11 protein-coding genes are annotated in these 14,518 nt (G+C 38.9%); 4 read left to right on the top strand and 7 right to left on the bottom strand.

What is annotated here, in order from left to right; genetic code table 11:
* Positions 1–102: 102 nt before the first annotated feature.
* Both CA730_RS15905 and CA730_RS15900 read right to left on the bottom strand, forming a co-directional pair.
* The gene (locus CA730_RS15905; protein ID WP_231939858.1) at positions 103–1,458 is read right to left on the bottom strand and encodes an APC family permease; all 1,356 of its coding nucleotides are present in this window, start codon (positions 1,456–1,458) and stop codon (positions 103–105) included.
* A gap of 20 nt (positions 1,459–1,478) precedes the next feature.
* On the bottom strand, positions 1,479–2,564 hold the full coding sequence (locus CA730_RS15900; protein ID WP_096668742.1) for a 4-oxalomesaconate tautomerase: 1,086 nt from the start codon (positions 2,562–2,564) through the stop codon (positions 1,479–1,481).
* Positions 2,565–3,587: 1,023 nt separating this feature from the next.
* Here CA730_RS15900 and CA730_RS15895 point away from each other — a divergent pair.
* Positions 3,588–5,183, top strand: coding sequence for a B12-binding domain-containing radical SAM protein (locus CA730_RS15895; RefSeq protein ID WP_096668740.1), 1,596 nt, complete (start codon positions 3,588–3,590; stop codon positions 5,181–5,183).
* 46 nt (positions 5,184–5,229) lie between these two features.
* On the opposite strand, the gene CA730_RS15890 is transcribed toward CA730_RS15895, so the two are convergent.
* The 4 genes from CA730_RS15890 to CA730_RS15875 form a co-directional block, all read right to left on the bottom strand.
* A complete protein-coding gene (locus CA730_RS15890; RefSeq protein ID WP_096668738.1) occupies positions 5,230–6,393 on the bottom strand; it encodes an ATP-binding response regulator in 1,164 nt (387 codons plus the stop codon).
* 216 nt (positions 6,394–6,609) lie between these two features.
* Positions 6,610–7,056, bottom strand: coding sequence for a response regulator (locus CA730_RS15885; protein ID WP_096668736.1), 447 nt, complete (start codon positions 7,054–7,056; stop codon positions 6,610–6,612).
* Positions 7,001–9,310 carry a sensor histidine kinase gene (locus CA730_RS15880; RefSeq protein WP_096668734.1) on the bottom strand — a complete coding sequence of 770 codons (2,310 nt, stop codon included), beginning with the start codon at positions 9,308–9,310 and terminating at the stop codon, positions 7,001–7,003. Before CA730_RS15880 ends, CA730_RS15885 begins: the two co-directional genes overlap by 56 nt.
* 240 nt (positions 9,311–9,550) lie before the next feature.
* A complete protein-coding gene (locus CA730_RS15875; RefSeq protein WP_096668732.1) occupies positions 9,551–11,044 on the bottom strand; it encodes a dolichyl-phosphate-mannose--protein mannosyltransferase in 1,494 nt (497 codons plus the stop codon).
* A gap of 136 nt (positions 11,045–11,180) precedes the next feature.
* Between CA730_RS15875 and CA730_RS15870 the strand changes: the two genes are divergently transcribed.
* Complete coding sequence (locus CA730_RS15870; RefSeq protein ID WP_027403445.1) at positions 11,181–11,585, top strand: hypothetical protein; 405 nt, start codon at positions 11,181–11,183, stop codon at positions 11,583–11,585.
* A 35-nt stretch (positions 11,586–11,620) separates the two neighbouring features.
* Positions 11,621–12,676: a tellurite resistance TerB family protein gene (locus CA730_RS15865; RefSeq protein WP_096668730.1), complete on the top strand. Its 1,056-nt coding sequence runs from the start codon at positions 11,621–11,623 to the stop codon at positions 12,674–12,676.
* Between the two features lie 286 nt (positions 12,677–12,962).
* Here the strand turns inward: CA730_RS15865 and CA730_RS15860 are convergent, their stop codons facing one another.
* Complete coding sequence (locus CA730_RS15860; RefSeq protein ID WP_269076525.1) at positions 12,963–13,853, bottom strand: bile acid:sodium symporter family protein; 891 nt, start codon at positions 13,851–13,853, stop codon at positions 12,963–12,965.
* A gap of 295 nt (positions 13,854–14,148) precedes the next feature.
* Between CA730_RS15860 and CA730_RS15855 the strand changes: the two genes are divergently transcribed.
* Positions 14,149–14,496, top strand: coding sequence for a Rieske (2Fe-2S) protein (locus CA730_RS15855; RefSeq protein WP_096668726.1), 348 nt, complete (start codon positions 14,149–14,151; stop codon positions 14,494–14,496).
* Positions 14,497–14,518: the final 22 nt, after the last annotated feature.

Raw genomic sequence — 14,518 nt, 5'->3', positions numbered from 1 at the left:
GATTCAGACATAATTTTGATTGAGCCTATTCCTTTAATGTTACCTCAATATTTTCTGTGGAATTAATCTGACGAAATATACAGCGATTTCCAATCATATAAGCTACATCTTAGCCCCCTCATCGCTTACGGGGAGGGGGTTGGGGGTGGGGTTCTTGTTCCAGGTTTGATGACAATTTGCTGTAAAATGCCAGATCAACCCAATACCAATTAATCCGATACCAATTAACCAGTAGCGCCATTCAATGCAAAAACCCAGCAACAGGGAAGACCAAAAAGATAACCAAGATATCCATTTTGGATATAACCGTTCTTCGTTACTGATTTGCAATGCGGCTAGACTGACAATGGCACTTCGGTATAAAGCCCCAAATGTCCCAAAAGACCAGGTAACTTTTACATCACCGATGAAAACTAGAAGGGCGATAATAATCCCCACGGCGATGACAGCTAAATCAGGTGTTGTCCCTGCACTATTCAACTTGGTAAAAAAACTAGGCATATCTCCACGACGTGCCATTGCTAACAGCAACCGAGATACACCCAAAACCGTAGTTAAGAGGATACTCAGCATAGAAGTGACAGCACCAACAGCTAAGAAATTAGAAACAAAGGGAATACCAAAGCTATCAGCTACGGCTTTTAAAGGTGCGGCATTCACTCTAGTGGCCTCGGCAAAAGCGTCTGCCCCAATTGATCCTAAACTGACTACTGCCACGCAGATATAAAGGAGCATGGTGGCAATTATAGTGAAAATAATCGCTCTGGGGATACTTTTTTTGGGATCTATGATTTCTTCACCCACCATAGAAATGCGAGCAGCACCATTATAGGAAACAAACATTAAAGCCACTGATTGCAGAAAATTAATAGTCCAGTTATGAGAGTTTGTACCTGAGAAAGTCAATTTCTCAAACCCATGAGAAAAGCAGAAAAAGAACCCGACAATAATTAAACAAAGTAGGGAGAGGATGGTGATCGAAACAACTACAATAGTTGATATTTTAGAACTCCGCATCCCTCCCAAAACAATGAAGGCGATCGCAAATACGGCAGTTTCCGCTACAGGAACTAAAATCCCAGCATCAGTCATACCGAGATTATTTAAAAGATAGCCAGAAAATCCCAGTGCGGCGGTGGCTGCTACAGCCGTTTTGCTTAAAAGATAGATCCAGCCGCCGGTAAAACCTAACCAGGGTGTTAAGTATTTATAACCATATTCATAGATGCCACCACTAACAGGATGATTAACAGCAAGTTGGGCGAGGTTGAGACTGTTACAGGCTGCTAATAAGCCGGCAACAATTAGGGCAGCGATCGCCGCCGAACCAGATATCTCAGCAGCCAGACCAATACTGACAAAAATACCCGCGCCAATAACTGATGCTAATCCCATAATCGCCGCACTCAGCCAATCTAACTCTCGTTTCAGTTGCTTGGGCGGATTTTCATTTAACATAGTGTTTCCTTTGAATTGATCTAATTCCACAGGCGACTTGATACATAAACATTACCTGACAAAAGCAGACGCACAGTTCGCACAATGCCCGCACTGTCAACAATCATGGACGAACCTTGATTAGTTGTCACTAAAGAAACCTCAATTTTTCCAGAAGGATGTTCAATTATCACCATTTCATTACCAGAACCTATTGAAGTAGTAATACCTTGGGCAACAGAACCTTTCAGGAGACTACAGCAACCAACACAAATTGCACCTGTGACGGCATGGGCGCTATGACAAACATTGGGGACAAAATAACGGGAGGTAATGTTTCCTCCATAACGTGGAGGTGCAATAATCGCAAATTTAGGAACTACACTATTTGTAACATCACCTAGTCCCATCCGTTCACCAGCAATGCGGCGAATTCTGGCAATTCGGGCTAAGAAAGCTGTGTCTGCATCGAGTTCTGCCTTGGTTTCATAACCAGTTTTCCCCAAATCATTAGCCCGTGCTATCACCATAGGCATAGCGACATCAATGCAAGTAACCTCAACTCCCTCGATTTCTTCACGACAATAGCCGGTCGGTAAAAGTTGACCAGTTTTAGAACCGACAATTTCCATGAAGTTGAGTAAAACTGGTGCTGCTGTCCCTGGTACACCGTCAATGGACATATCACCATCATATATGACTTGTCCTTGAGGGGTCAGGATGATAGCTTCTATTAGTGCATTGGTATTGACGTTACGGATTTTGATGGTGGTTGTCTGATCCATTCCGGTAACAAGACCTCTGGCAATGGCAGCATGACCGATAGCAGCAACCATGTTACCGCAGGATGGACTCCAATCAATCTCCGCCTGATTAATGCTTACTTGACCGAAGAGATAATCTACATCAGCCCAAGGATGTGGAGATGGTGAGAATATGGCTACTTTGCTGGTTAGTGTTGTTGCCCCTCCGATTCCGTCTATTTGCCGCTCATCGGGTGAACCCATTGCGCCTAAAATGATCTTGTCTCGGATGGTTGCCTCTGTGGGTAAATCTGACTGCAAAAAAAATGGTCCACGAGATGTGCCGCTACGGAAGAATAAACATGGGATAGCTAACTGTTTCATATAACCCAACTTTTTTAGTTCTGGGAGTGTTAATAATACAATCTATCAGCGATCGCTTCTCTTGTCGCAAGCATAGCTATTCATATATTCTGATGTTTTCTCTAGTTTATCTCATGCGAACTGACAAGTCAGATATTACGCTATCGCTTGACTGTTCTATATTAAATATGGCGATCTCTCTCATACAAATCAAAAAGGCAGAAGTCATGAAAAAATGAACCACGAAGGAGCGAAGAACACGAAGCAAAGAGAGTTACAGAGATATGTTGCGTAAGTCCTAAGAATTTAATCCTTCAAGATCGCTTCTCTCGTGGTAGGCATCCCACTCATACAAAATCGAAAAAAGTAGGTTTTGTTTATACAAAATCAGTAATTTTTAGACATAATTTAACACAAAAACAGCAGCAAAAAGAATAATTATTAAAATAGTCCTTTTCCTTCCTTGCGTCTGAGAAATGTAGCTAGTACAGCACGGCGTAAATAAATCAACCATTCTTAATCGCCAAAAAGCTTGCCCAATATCGCTTTTGACTTTTGACTTCCGCCTTGCGGTACTAGTTGGGCTGGAGATTTAAGCTTAACGACCTGTTTGCAACCAGGATGTGGACAACCTAAATGAAACATATCTAAAACAAGACCATTATGTTCTCTTTTTTCTCTAAGGATCATAGGCACATAATGAACCTGACAAAGTATATTCCCATCTTTATTATACGGTTAATTTATGTTTTAGTCCGAAACAGTCCAAGCAGCATAGTTAATACCATTTATTCGTGAGGCTGCGCCGAATTTTTAACCTTTGCTTTTCTGTCTCTGTGTCCTCTGTGCCTCTGTGGTTCGTTTATCTTTAAATTAGGCGCATCTTTACACAGAATTGGATAAGCACCTGTCGGATATCTTCATCCTGTAAATCCTGGACATCCTGATTCTGACATTCTCACATACAACAGGCTTAAGAAAAAAGTCAATTAGTCTTAATTTTAGTTACAGTTAGATCACAAATAAATCGTGAGGGGTGATACTATGCGTGTTTTGCTAGTTTATCCAATATTTCCAAGCACCTTTTGGTCTTATGAGAAAATTCTGGCACTAGTTGACAGAAAGGTATTGTTACCACCATTGGGTTTGGTGACGGTGGCGGCAATTTTGCCCCAAGAGTGGGAATTTAAGCTTGTAGATCGTAACATCCGCCCTGCCACAGAGGAAGAATGGGCATGGGCAGATATGGTGATTTTTTCCGCCATGATTGTCCAAAAACAAGACTTACTTGAGCAAATTCGGGAAGCGAAACGACGGGGTAAGCTGGTGGCTTTGGGTGGTCCTTATCCTACCTCTACACCCCATGAAGTCGAAGCAGCAGGGGCAGATTACCTGATTCTCGATGAAGGGGAACTGACTTTACCCATGTTTGTGGAAGCTGTGCAACGGGGCGAAAAATCTGGAGTTTTCCGGGCTACTGAAAAACCTGATGTCACGGGTACACCTATTCCCCGCTTTGATTTATTAGAGTTTAATGCCTATGATATGATGTCGGTGCAGTTTTCGCGGGGTTGTCCTTTCCAGTGCGAATTTTGCGACATCATTGTTTTATATGGACGCAAACCCCGAACCAAAACCCCTGCACAACTGTTAGCCGAGTTAGATTATCTCTATGATTTAGGTTGGCGGCGGGGTGTGTTTATGGTGGATGATAACTTTATTGGCAACAAGCGAAATGTGAAATTGTTGCTGAAAGAGTTAAAAGTTTGGATGCAAGATCATCAATATCCTTTCAATTTTGACACAGAAGCTTCCATTGATTTGGCACAAGACCAAGAAATGATGGAGTTGATGGTTGATTGTGGCTTTAAAGCGGTATTTTTGGGGATTGAAACCCCAGATGAAGATAGTTTACAACTAACTAAGAAATTCCAAAATACTCGCAGTTCCTTAACTGAGTCGGTGGAAACCATTATTAAGGCTGGACTGCGGCCAATGGCTGGGTTTATTATTGGTTTTGATGGTGAAAAAGCGGGTGCGGGCGATCGCATTGTCCGTTTTGCTGAACTCGCAGCTATTCCTTCTACTACCTTTGCAATGTTACAGGCGTTACCCAATACCGCGCTGTGGCATCGTTTAACCAAAGAAGGCAGATTGCGAGAAAACCAAGACGGGAACATCAATCAAACCACATTGATGAATTTCATTCCTACCCGTCCTCTGGAAGAATTAGCTAGGGAATATGTGGAAGCCTTTTGTGCTTTATATGACCCGTCTGCTTACTTGGATCGTACCTATCGCTGTTTTATGATGTTGGGTTCTCCCAAGTGGACAGCACCAGCAAAAACGCCAGAATGGGTAGTTGTCAGAGCCTTACTCATTGTGATTTGGCGACAAGGATTTAAACGACAAACTCGCTGGAAATTCTGGCATCATTTGTTTAGCATTCTCAAGCATAATCCCAAGGTAATCGAACAATACGTTTCTACCTGCGCTCACATTGAGCATTTTATGGAATATCGGCAAATTGTCCGTGATGAAATCGAAAGTCAATTAGCTGCGTATTTAGCCCAAGGTGCGGAAAAACCTTATGTACCTGTGAAGGAAAAAGTTTCGGAAAAAGCAGAAGCAGTAGTTTGATAATATTCAATATTTAGATCCCCGAATTCTTAGAGAATTTGGGGATCTATTTTGTTATCGGTAAAGTCACTGTCAAAGTTGAACCTACTCCCACTTGACTATTAACTGCTATTTCCCCTCTGTGGGCTATAACGCACTGTTGGACGATTGTTAGTCCTAGACCACTACCAGGAATTATGCCCACATTTTCTCCCCGGTGAAATGGTTGAAATAGTTGTTTTTGGTCTGCTTCTGTCATCCCAATTCCCTGATCTTGAAATTTTAAAATTACGGTTTTTTCTTGTTTGATTAATTCAAATCGGACTGTACCTCCGGGAAGTGAATATTTAATGGCATTATTGAGTAAATTACTGATAATATGCTTTAAGAGGGTTTTATCTCCCAGGAATTCAAAACAGTGTTCAGAACTGGTAAAAATTAAGTTCAATTGTTTTTCTCGGGCAGATAATTCGGATTGTTTTACTAACTCAGAGCATAAGTTTTCTAAGTTGAGTATGTGTGGCTGGTATGCTAATTGACCAGAATCAGATTTACCAATTAGTGAGGCTTCATCTACTAAATGTGATACATTGTTGATAGCAGAGCGGATGAGTTGTACATAGTCAATTTGGGAATTATTTGTCAGTTCTTTTTGATATTTTTCTAGTAATCCAGCCGCGAGAAGAATGGTGTTTAAAGGATTGCGAATATCATGGGAAAGCATAGCCATAAACTCAGATTTAAGCTGATTAATTTCTTGGGATTTTAAGAGTTCTGTAGTTTTTTCTTCGACTTGAATTTCTAATGTTTGATTAATTTGATTTAATTGTTCTAAAAATTGTTTACGTTCTATCGCATATCGCACAGACCGCACCAATGTATCTGGATTTACGTGTCTTTTAACTAGATAATCTTGCGCTCCTTGTCTGACAGCTTCAATGGCTAGTTCTTCATCATTAGTGTTAGTCAGAACTATGATGGGATTGCTAGAATTTTGCTGGAGTAACTGAGGGATGGAAGATAATCCTTGACTGTCAGGAAGGGTCAAATCTAACAAGATTACGTCGTATTTTTCGCTATTTAATTGGTTAATTCCGTCTTGAAGTTTTTGAACGTGAACTAAACTAAAATTTTGAGATTTTGTGAGTTTAATAAACTCTTGCAATAACCTGGCTTCTGCTAAGTTATCTTCAATTAATAGGATTTTTATTGTGGAAGTTGCGGTAATCATTTCCTGGTTTTACCTCTTGCGAGTTTTGGGTTAAATAAACTTTGATTAGATTAGTTTTCAAGGCTATATTGAATGTAGTAATATCCACTTGAAGGAGATATAAAATTTACAGTAAAAGCCATCACGTAAAAGACTATTATTCCTAATTCTTTCTTCTCTCTTCTTCCTGACTCCTGACTGGGCGCAGGCCTTGCGCCCCTACCTCCTGCTATACTTTTATGCTAATGGTAAGGTCACGGTAGAAAACCAAAATCTCTCAATACTCTGGATGATTTGGAATAGCTGACTCAAATTACGAGGTTTGGTAATGTAGCAGTTAGCGTGTAAGTCGTAACTATGGAAAATGTCATCTTGATTTTTTGAGGTTGTTAAAATGACGACGGGAATGCGTTTGAGTTGAGGATCGGATTTAATTTCTGCTAATACCTCCCTACCATCTTTTTTGGGTAAATTCAAGTCTAATAAAATCAAATCAGGACGTGGTGCGTTAGCATATTCTCCTGCTTGATGGAGGTAATTCATAGCTTCTAGACCGTCTCTAACTGTGATTACTTGATGAGGTAATAAACTGGTTTTTAATGCTTCTTGAATGAGACGAACATCAGCCTTATTGTCCTCCACTAAAAAGATGATTTTGTGTGTTTCTACCATGTTGACGCTCATAATTACAACTGCTGATGGGAATTGTAAAGTAAAAGGTCGCACCCCGACCGAGTTGTGACTCTACCCAGATTCGTCCGCGATGACATTCAATTATTTTCTTACAAATAGCCAAGCCTATTCCTGTACCCGGATATTTATCTCTGGTGTGTAGACGTTGAAAGATGGTAAAAATGCGATCGCTAAATTGCGGATCTAACCCAATTCCGTTATCTTGAACTGAAAATAACCATTCATCTTCCAATCTTTTGGCACTAATATGAATCCTTGGTGATTGACTACTGCGGAACTTAATAGCGTTACCAATGAGGTTCAAAAATAGCTGGATTAACTGTGTTTCATCAGCCATAACTGCGGGTAAGGGATCATGGGTAATAATTGCGCCGGTTTCCACAATGCGTTGACGTAAATTTTTCAAAGTCCGATTTAAAGCTGTTTCGACTGCGGTGACTTGAAAAGTAATTCCTAATGTATCTACGTTGGAGTATACGAGTACGTCATCAATTAACGTCTGCATTAAAATTACACCCTCGACAACATAACCAATAAACTCTTTTGCATCTGCGTCTAGTTCTGCTTCATAGCGCATTTGCAAAAGTTGCACATAATTGGCTACTTGATTTAATGGTTCTTGCAAATCATGGGAAGCGACATAGGCAAATTTTCTCAATTCTGCATTAGAACGTTGTAGATCTTCCGCTAATTGGGCTAATTCATCAGCTTGACGGAGGATAATATTGATGATGGATTTTCGTAATTCTAATGCACCTTTAATTTCTATATTTTGCCAAGGTAAAGATGTTAATTGAACTATTTCTTTCCATAAGTCAAATGATTTACGGGGACACAAACGGACATTTCCTTCAGATTCATCAACTGAAAAAGCCTGATGGGGATTTCCACCCCAATTGACAGTTTGAATCATTTCTGGTCGAAACCATAATATATAATTTTTCCCAGAAATGGGGATAGCTAATAAACCACTCGCCACATTTTTAAAGCTAATCGCGTCTGGATATATTTGCGGTAAAGAATCCGTGCAAAATACCTCGTCTTCTCCATTGTTTCTCAGCCATTCTCCTAAAAAATTCAATTCTTCTTCTTGAGGAGTATTACCAATCAGAGTATATTTCCCACCAAAATAGATGGCTACACCTTCAGCATTAGTTAGATTGAGCAGATTTATTTGATTTTTGACTAAACCATCAATAAAGTTCGGTTCTTGAGACATATATTCAACCAATAGTGATTGAATATGGTTTAAATTTAGCTGATAGTCGTAATCTTCAGTTTCTTCTTTGCCAGAAATTTCTGAAAATATGATTCTTCCTAAAAATTCACAAGCTTTTCGTAATTCATAGGAAACATATTTGGGTGATTGATGATGACAAGCAACTAAACCCCAAAGTTTATGATCCTTAATTAAGGAAATTGTCAAAGATGCAGCCACGCCCATATTATGTAAATATTCTAGATGACATGGTGCAGCACTTCTGAGAATTGAATTGGTTAAATCAATGGGTTTGCCGCTAACTGGGTTAATTCTAGGAACAAGTTCCGCTGCTGATTGAACATTTGTATCGGGAATAACTCTAATAGAATTTTCTAGAAATAATTGTCGTGCTGGCTGAGGAATATCTGATTCTGGATAATGTAATCCTAAATAAGACTCTAAAGTATCTGTTTTTTCTTCAGCAATTACAGAACCATGTCCATCATCACAGAATCTATATAACATCACTCTGTCAAATCCGGTCATTTTGCGGATTTCCTGCACAATAATTTGACCAAAATCATGGAGACTTTTACTTTTTTCTAACCGATTAATTGAGGATTTAGCCAAATGATAAAAACTTAAGAAAGGAATATTTTCTTGAGATGCAGTAGGTTCTAATTCTAAGATTAGAAACCCTTCAGAGTTACGATAGAAAGTGGCATCAAATATTGTATATTCATCCCCTTGTTTCTTAATCCAAATTTTTGTAGGATTAATAAAATCGAGATTTTCTTCTGATAACCAAAATTTAATTTTCTGGATTTGGTAAGGATCTAGTAAATCTTCCAACTCCTGTTGCAGCATATTTTCTGGAGATATGCCAAAAGTGCTGAAAGTATTTTGACTAACTTGTAATATTTGTAAATCTGGCTCTTGTAAGACCAACAAAATTCCATGGGGCTGAATTTCACTAACCAAATGTATTGGTGCTTCTTTTAAGCTGGTGATATTAATATACTGCTGCTTGACATTTATATCCATAAAACCCTTCCCCTATAATTTTGGAGCATAAAATCTGTAGGTTTAACCTAAACTCCTCACACCTATAAAAATTCTTTTGAATTTAGCACCTTTGATAGTGGCAAAGCCAGTAGTTATAGTTGCCCTTACCTAATATTCTCACACAGAAGAACTAGCCGTCACCAAATATATAGATAAGAAATGTAAAAATTTACATGATTTAAGCTACAGGATTTGTGTATATATATTAAGAAATTTCTATCAAATCCAAGAACTAAACCACATCCGCATTCTATAACCATCAGGAGATATAGGTAAACCTAGATAAATAGGCATCCAAAAAATGAAAGCAGCGACAATGATAAAAGTTATAGTCACACCTACGGCCCGAATTTGCCGATAATAACTCAGCAGACATTGATCAACAACCCAAGCGATCGCTATAAATGTAAACACAACCGCGGACATATAATGATAGATAAAAACACACCTTGTTACCTCTACCCAAGGGAGTAAATTAGCTCCATAATTTATGACTAAAAATAAGCCAATCCAAGTATCAATGCTGAGATTTTTAGGGATAAATAACCGTTTTTTTTCGATTGCCGGCATCGTAATTTTGATGATCACCATCCCAATGAAAAAGATCATCGCAGCTAAACCAAACCACCATAAAAAAGGATTCCCCATAGCATGAACATCATAAATTACTTTACCAGCACCATCAGGTAAGGGAGGTCCGAATACAGGTAAGGAATCTTTGATACTTTGAGCAGTTTGATAATAATAAGCCATTGGTCGAGTTAACAATGGCCATTTATACCATGCAGCGCAATAAGGATGAACGCTAGGACTATTACCACCTAATTGTAGATGAAAGTGCAAAATTTGTTTATGAACTTCAATAAATCCATATCTTTTATCTAGTTGGAGGTGAGGAATCCAAATCAGACTATAAATAATTACGGGAATAATTCCTAAATAGCAACCCATTTGCCAAATATTTATTTTTGTCAGATTTTGCAAGGGTAATTTTATAGTATCAGTTGGGGAATTATTGGCAGAATTAAAAAACCGTAAATAAGAAAATAATGGACTGCGAGATGTATGATCTTCATATTGCAACCAGCGAATTATCCAGGCTGCTATCCATACACCATAAGCGCCAGTTAAAAACCATAAACCATTCCATTTTGTGCCAATAGAAGCACCAAAACTAATCCCAGAGAGAACTAACCATAACCAGCGGTTTTGTTTTTGCTTATCTAATGCCAATAATAATAACCATTGTCCGAGTAAACCAAAGATGACTATATAGACATTACTTAAAGCATAACGAGATTCTACTAAAAATAATCCATCACAAGCTGTAAAAAATCCTGCTAATAAAGCAAACCGATGACGATAACTAAATTGATAAGTTAATAAAGTCACGATTACGGGAATTAACGAACCAGTGAGCGCATTTACCCACCGATAATTCCAAGGGGATAATAAAGAATCTGTGAGACTATTGACAGTATCTCGACCAATAGGAATGTATTGACTCATCCAAATCCCCAAACCAATTAGATATTGACTTAATGGTGGATGAGCATTAAAAAATGGTGTCTGAGTCAGATAGTTGTTACCAAATTTGGCAAAATAAACTTCATCAAATACTAAAGTATTAAATCGGCTTAGTTCCCAAAAACGTAAGGTCAAAGAAAGTATAAATATGCCTATTATGCCTAATCGAAACCAAGTTTTTTTCATGATGTTTTTCAGGGGTTTTTGAAAAAACTAATAATAAAAATAGAGTTAGACCCCCAATTTCTGAGAAAAGTTAGGGATCTTGTTGTCCACAAATGTAGAATAATAGCTCTAACACAGTCAGAAAACTTAATCTACTATGTCACAATTAGAGCGATTGTTAAAAATGGCAGAAGATGAACTTACGGAGTATAGCACTGATGCCCGCAAAATGGAAAAACTCCGCCGCAAGATTAGTCTATCAGTACCATTAGCGGAACAGAGGCAACTAAAAGCGACATTATTAGCTACAATACCATCTGGTAAAATTGCAGAAATTGTGGAGGAGCAAAGACAAACCGTTGCTTTGCCATTTTGGGGAATTGCTGGTTTGGGTTTGTTATTGGGTATTTCCCTCAATCAACCCATTGGCTTATTAGCAGCTATTGGGGGGACTGTAGCAGCCTTTAGAATTCAAAAATGGGGTTGGCAATTACAGGCAAATCGCCTATTATTACGGACGTTGGAAGATATTGAAACCCGGATTTCTCAACCTAGTAATTGAGTACAAACAACAAATTAATTGAGGAGATAGAAGTGATGAAAAAGTATGATTATATTTTCAAGTCCAAAGAAAAAATCAAAGAATCATTGAATGAACAAGAAGCGGTAGCGGCAATTGCTGTGATTACCACCATAGTTGATTCTGGTGTTGAAGATATAGATGCAGAAAGTTTAGCTGATATTCTCTGGGAGTTTGAAATATTTGATGAATACTCAGAGGAAGAAATGCTAGAAACGGTGGATAGACTCGTAGAAATTGCTGGAGAGGTGGGATTAGGTTCTTTATTTAATGCTGCTAATGCGGCAATTTCTGGTGAGGCAGTTTTAGATGGTTTTGCGGCTGGAGTGATTATGCTTTTAGATGCGGAAAATTTAATTATTCCGGCAAATAAAAAGGTCTTTCTGAAACAATTACAAATAGCTTTAGAACTGGATGATGCAGAAGCAGAAGAAATTATCAAAGAGATAATTGCTTCAATAGAAGCTGGGGATGAGGAAGAATATCTCGAAGAAGAATATGAAGCGGTCATTTTCAATGAGGCTGGTGAACAATTTTATCAATCACCTTTGGGTAACTTTATAGTTCCTATTCCTTTAAATTCTGAACAGGGAGGAAAACTGCAAACTGAGGAAGGAATGGTGAGTTTTTCGGACGATACTGGTACTTTACTCAGAATTGATTATTATCCTCTCTCTCTAGAGGAAATTGATGATCTAGAATCCCAAGAAGATGAAGTATATCTGCATGGAGTTTTGGTGAATAAATATGTCCCTCAAGCAATTATTTCTCATGTGCCTAGGGCGGAAGTGAAACATAAAGAATATTGGCAAGATACTTTAGAAAGTTATTACTATGTATTAGTAAATATGCCTCAAGGTTCAACTATATCCAAGCAAGAAACTAATGGCAATAATGGCATCAGATTAGATGCCTATAGAGGATTGTTGTCTTTTGTCAATAATGAATGTTTGTATATAGTTAGTAGTCAACGCAGCTTTTTAAATGGTGAAGTACCTGGTTCTGTGAAGGAAGAGGCGAAGAAAATGAAAAAAGCTATTTTAGATTTTGTCAACTCGATTGAGTTTGCCTAAATCTAAGTTCTGGGTAAACACTCAGCAGTCAGCTATCAGCCAGAATTGAATTGATAAGCATTCTGAATATTAATTAGTGATGTCAGTCTCCCTACTTCAAAACCCCTAAAATCCGGTTTTAGCTGACTGCTGACCACTGATAGCTGAATGCTTACAATTTTGGTGATGATAAAACCCCACCCCTAGCCCCTCCCCGCTCTTCGAGAGGGGAACTGGATTTTCAATAGATTCTTTCTCCTTGTAGAAAACTCGCTTTGGGTAAGGATGTGTGTGTCCGGTAGTCTACTTAAACAGAGTTGGTTGTAGCCAATTTTTTACCGTAACTAATAGCAATAAAGCCGGTTACATACATAAACAAACTGTAAACTGCAGCCGGTACTGCCATATCAGGATTGTTGAGTAGTCCAGCCGTAATTGCGATCGCTAATGTGCCATTCTGAATACCAACCTCGATGGCAATGCAGATTTGTTGAGGAGGATTGAGTTTAAACACCTTGCTAATATAAAATCCCGCCAAGATTGAGATTACATTTAACAGCACAACCGCAACTCCAACTTGGAGAATAAATTCGGGGATACTGTTCCACTCACGAATGATGAGCATGAGTATAATTAGTGCCAGCAACCCAACTGCGAGGCGGTTAGTCAGTTTTTCTAAACGACGGGAAACTTCGGGAAATAGCTGCCCCATTCCCATTCCCAATCCGATAGGCAAAAGCGTCATCAGAAAAATTTGTCCTATTGTTGCCCCAATCGGTAGGGTAATCGCCGCAGTTTCGCCAATGTAGTGCTGGTATGCAAGGTTTCCCAACAGGGGAATTGTAAATACTGTAATTACACTACTAAAAGCAGTCAGTGTGACTGAAAGTGCAGTATCACCTTGAGCGAGGAATGTAAATATATTCGAGGATGCTCCACCTGGGCAAAGTGCCACTATCATTAACCCCATTGCCATTGTCGGTTGCATGGGGACAACTTTAGTAATGACAAAACCAATAATAGGTAAAAAAATTAACTGACTGATTAAGCCAATTGAGACGGCTTTCGGATATTTCCTTACCCGTTGGAAATCTTCGGGTGCAAGAGATAAACCCATTCCCAGCATAATAATCGCCAAAGCTATTGGTAACATAACTTTAGTCAATAAGCTTGCTTCCATAATCAATTTTGGATGAATAATACAAAAAGATAATATCAGACTGTGATTTTCGGCGTTGCTGATAGCCTGCGTGGCGAAGCCATATTGAGGTATGAAATTCCCAAATTGAATCTTTAAAACTCAAACCTCAGTGCGTCTTTGCGCCTTTGCGTGAGACTAAAATTCATACCCTTAATCAGCAACGCCTGATTTTCTTCTAGATAACAGCGGTCAATGGTGGGACATCTGCAAACTGGTAACTTATGATTAGCGATCGCATAGGGCTAAATTGCGAGAAACTAAGAACAGCTTTATTGAAAATAAGGAGAATCTCATGGCTTGGACTCAAGTTTTAGCTGCTAATGCACTGGCTGCTGGTGCGCGGGAAGTAGTCAAAGTGGGCGATCGTAAGATATTACTCTTAAACCACGAAAATCAGATTTATGCTGTAGATGATACCTGCCCTCACTTGAAAATGTCTTTGAAAAAAGGAAAAATTGAAGATGGGGCGATAGTTTGTCCCTTCCACCGCAGTGCATTTGACTTGGGTAATGGAGAAGTAAAAACTTGGTGTCCCTTCCCACCCGTAGTTGGTAAATTACTGTCAATGGTTTCCTCGCAAAAAACCTTACCAACCTATCCTATTAAAGTGGAAGCAGGCAACATTTTAATTGATGTCTAAGCAGCATAATAGCAAAAGGTAG

Origin of the sequence: Dolichospermum compactum NIES-806 (genome assembly GCF_002368115.1) — a bacterium.
Lineage (GTDB): Bacteria > Cyanobacteriota > Cyanobacteriia > Cyanobacteriales > Nostocaceae > Dolichospermum > Dolichospermum compactum.
Note: the sequence above shows the minus strand (reverse complement) of the source record. Positions and strands in the feature narration are given on the sequence as shown.

What these genes read in the sequence shown, in the direction of transcription:
- CA730_RS15855 (WP_096668726.1), top strand. Translation starts at nt 14,149, where the DNA reads ATGGCTTGGACTCAAGTTTTAGCTGCTAATGCACTGGCTGCTGGTGCG.
- CA730_RS15880 (WP_096668734.1), bottom strand. Translation starts at nt 9,310, where the DNA reads ATGGATATAAATGTCAAGCAGCAGTATATTAATATCACCAGCTTAAAA.
- CA730_RS15875 (WP_096668732.1), bottom strand. Translation starts at nt 11,044, where the DNA reads ATGAAAAAAACTTGGTTTCGATTAGGCATAATAGGCATATTTATACTT.
- CA730_RS15895 (WP_096668740.1), top strand. Translation starts at nt 3,588, where the DNA reads ATGCGTGTTTTGCTAGTTTATCCAATATTTCCAAGCACCTTTTGGTCT.
- CA730_RS15865 (WP_096668730.1), top strand. Translation starts at nt 11,621, where the DNA reads ATGAAAAAGTATGATTATATTTTCAAGTCCAAAGAAAAAATCAAAGAA.
- CA730_RS15890 (WP_096668738.1), bottom strand. Translation starts at nt 6,393, where the DNA reads ATGATTACCGCAACTTCCACAATAAAAATCCTATTAATTGAAGATAAC.
- CA730_RS15870 (WP_027403445.1), top strand. Translation starts at nt 11,181, where the DNA reads ATGTCACAATTAGAGCGATTGTTAAAAATGGCAGAAGATGAACTTACG.
- CA730_RS15885 (WP_096668736.1), bottom strand. Translation starts at nt 7,056, where the DNA reads ATGAGCGTCAACATGGTAGAAACACACAAAATCATCTTTTTAGTGGAG.
- CA730_RS15905 (WP_231939858.1), bottom strand. Translation starts at nt 1,458, where the DNA reads ATGTTAAATGAAAATCCGCCCAAGCAACTGAAACGAGAGTTAGATTGG.
- CA730_RS15900 (WP_096668742.1), bottom strand. Translation starts at nt 2,564, where the DNA reads ATGAAACAGTTAGCTATCCCATGTTTATTCTTCCGTAGCGGCACATCT.